The organism is Dietzia sp. DQ11-38-2 (genome assembly GCF_014145055.1).
GTDB lineage: Bacteria > Actinomycetota > Actinomycetes > Mycobacteriales > Mycobacteriaceae > Dietzia.
The window spans coordinates 1-1,928 of the sequence record NZ_JAALDW010000116.1 but is presented as its reverse complement, the minus strand read 5'-3'; the positions used below and the strand labels follow the sequence as shown (position 1 = coordinate 1,928).

The 1,928-nt window shown below is 72.1% G+C and carries 3 protein-coding genes; 1 reads left to right on the top strand and 2 read right to left on the bottom strand.

The genetic code is table 11. The features are described 5' to 3' along the window. Both G6026_RS04505 and G6026_RS04500 read right to left on the bottom strand, forming a co-directional pair. A partial coding sequence (locus G6026_RS04505) for an SAM-dependent methyltransferase (protein ID WP_241727941.1) occupies positions 1-339 on the bottom strand: 339 nt, incomplete at its 3' end. A 37-nt stretch (positions 340-376) separates the two neighbouring features. Further along, complete coding sequence (locus G6026_RS04500) at positions 377-1,156, bottom strand: SDR family NAD(P)-dependent oxidoreductase (RefSeq protein WP_107756438.1); 780 nt, start codon at positions 1,154-1,156, stop codon at positions 377-379. A gap of 112 nt (positions 1,157-1,268) precedes the next feature. Here G6026_RS04500 and G6026_RS04495 point away from each other — a divergent pair, with 112 nt between their 5' ends. Beyond that, on the top strand, positions 1,269-1,676 hold the full coding sequence (locus G6026_RS04495) for a PPOX class F420-dependent oxidoreductase (protein WP_107756439.1): 408 nt from the start codon (positions 1,269-1,271) through the stop codon (positions 1,674-1,676). Positions 1,677-1,928: the final 252 nt, after the last annotated feature.

Below are 1,928 nucleotides of genomic sequence, written 5' to 3'. Positions count from 1 at the left end.
GGCAGCGGCGACGACGGGAACGCCGGGGACGATCTGCCACCCGACTCCCGCGGCCTCGAGAGCGCGGACCTCCTGCGCCACCCCCCGGTACATCGAGGGCTCGCCGGGGATGAGCCGGACCACCCGGTCTCCGCGTCCACTCGCCTCCCGGATCTCGGCGATGACATCCGAGACCGGCATCCCGGTGGTGTCGACAAGTCGGGCCCGCGGAGAGCAGAGGGACAGCACCTCGTGGAGCCCGTGGACACCCTCGAACAGGCAGGTACCGCAGTCGGCGAGGAGCCTGGAGGCGCGGACGGTGAGCAGATCGGCATCGCCGGTGCCGACGCCGACGAACATGGCGGTCACCGGTCGCGATCCACGGTGGCAGGGGGTCTCACCGTGGCATCCGTCGCCAGATCGGCTGCGGGACCAACCGGGCGACGGCGAACATCACCCGTAGCTGCCACGGGATCCACACCACCCCGGCCCGTCGGGCCCGCACCCGGTCGACCACCGCATCGGCCACCTGGTCGGGCGTGGAGGAGAACGGTGCGGGATCCATGCCCTCGGTCATCCGGCCGATCACGAATCCGGGGCGGGGGATCACCAGGGTGACGCCCGTGCCGTGGAGGGCGTCCGCCATCCCCGAGGCGAAACCGTCGAGCCCCGCCTTGGCGGACCCGTACACATAGTTCGCGCGCCGGACCCGTTGACCGGCGACCGAGGAGAACGCCACCAGCACGCCGCGTCTGCGGGGCTTCATCCGCTCAGCCAGCACGGTGAGCAGGGCGGCCTGGGCCACGAAGTCGGTGTGCAGGATCCGAGCCGCGGTCGCCGCGTCCCTCTCGGCCACCTCCTGGTCGCCGAGGATCCCGAACGCCAGGACCGCGACCGAGATCTCGCCGATCCGGGACTCGATGTCCTCCACCACCCTCACGTGGGAACCGAGGTCGTCGGCGTCGAAATCGATGATCTCGACCGACGAGGCCCCGGCGGCCGTGAGAGGTGCCGCCAGGGCGGACACGTCGCGGCCGGGTCGTGTGGCGAGGACGACCGTGCATCCGTCCGCGAGACGCCGGGCGATCGCCAGACCGATCTCGCTCCGGCCACCGAAGATCACGACGACCTCGCCGCCCGGTGCGCGCTGGGATGCGGGGGATGCGGGGCTGGACATGAGGGCATTGTCCCACGCCCATCTCACTGCCTCCCACGCCCGTCCCAGGCCCGGTCGCACTCCCGTCGCCGCCGGCCGCCTCGTCCCGCCTCGCTGTGGCAGGCTCGCCGCTATGTCCCGAACACTGGCAGATCTGTCGCCCGACGCTCACGAGTTCCTCTCCGAGTACCACCTCGGTACGCTCACCACCCTCCGACGAGACGGTTCGCCGCACGTGGTCGCGGTGGGCTTCACGCTCGACACCGGGTCGGGTCTGGCCCGCGTGATCACCCGGAGGGGGTCGCAGAAGGCCCGCAACGCCGCGCGCGGCGGACGGGCAGCGGTCTGTCACGTGGACCGAGGCCGGTGGCTGACGTTCGAGGGCCGGGCGACGTTGCTCACCGACGAGGCCGCCGTGCGCGAGGGCGAACGCCGGTACGGGATGCGCTACCGGGAGCCGAAACCCAATCCCGAGCGCGTCGTGGTGGCGATCGAGGTGGACCGCGTCCTGGGATCCGCCCAGATGTTCACCGGCGCCTGACACCGCGGTTCGATGCGCGGACGGGTGGGCGGCCTGCTGGACGGCTTGGTACGCGGCCTGCTGGGCGGGAGGGTGCGCGGCCTGCTGGTCGGGAGGGTGCGCGGCCTGTTGGACGGCTTGGTGCGCGGCCTGCTGGGCGGGACCAGACGACTCCTCCGGATTCGCGTGCGTGAGTACAGCCGCCCGCAGCCATGGCGTCTCGCCTGAGCCGATGCGCAGGCCGGACGCCATCCGGGCGGGCGGCTGTACCTG

Excerpts from the sequence above, each read along its gene's own strand:
- G6026_RS04500 (WP_107756438.1), bottom strand. The coding sequence starts at position 1,156 with ATGTCCAGCCCCGCATCCCCCGCATCCCAGCGCGCACCGGGCGGCGAG.
- G6026_RS04495 (WP_107756439.1), top strand. The coding sequence starts at position 1,269 with ATGTCCCGAACACTGGCAGATCTGTCGCCCGACGCTCACGAGTTCCTC.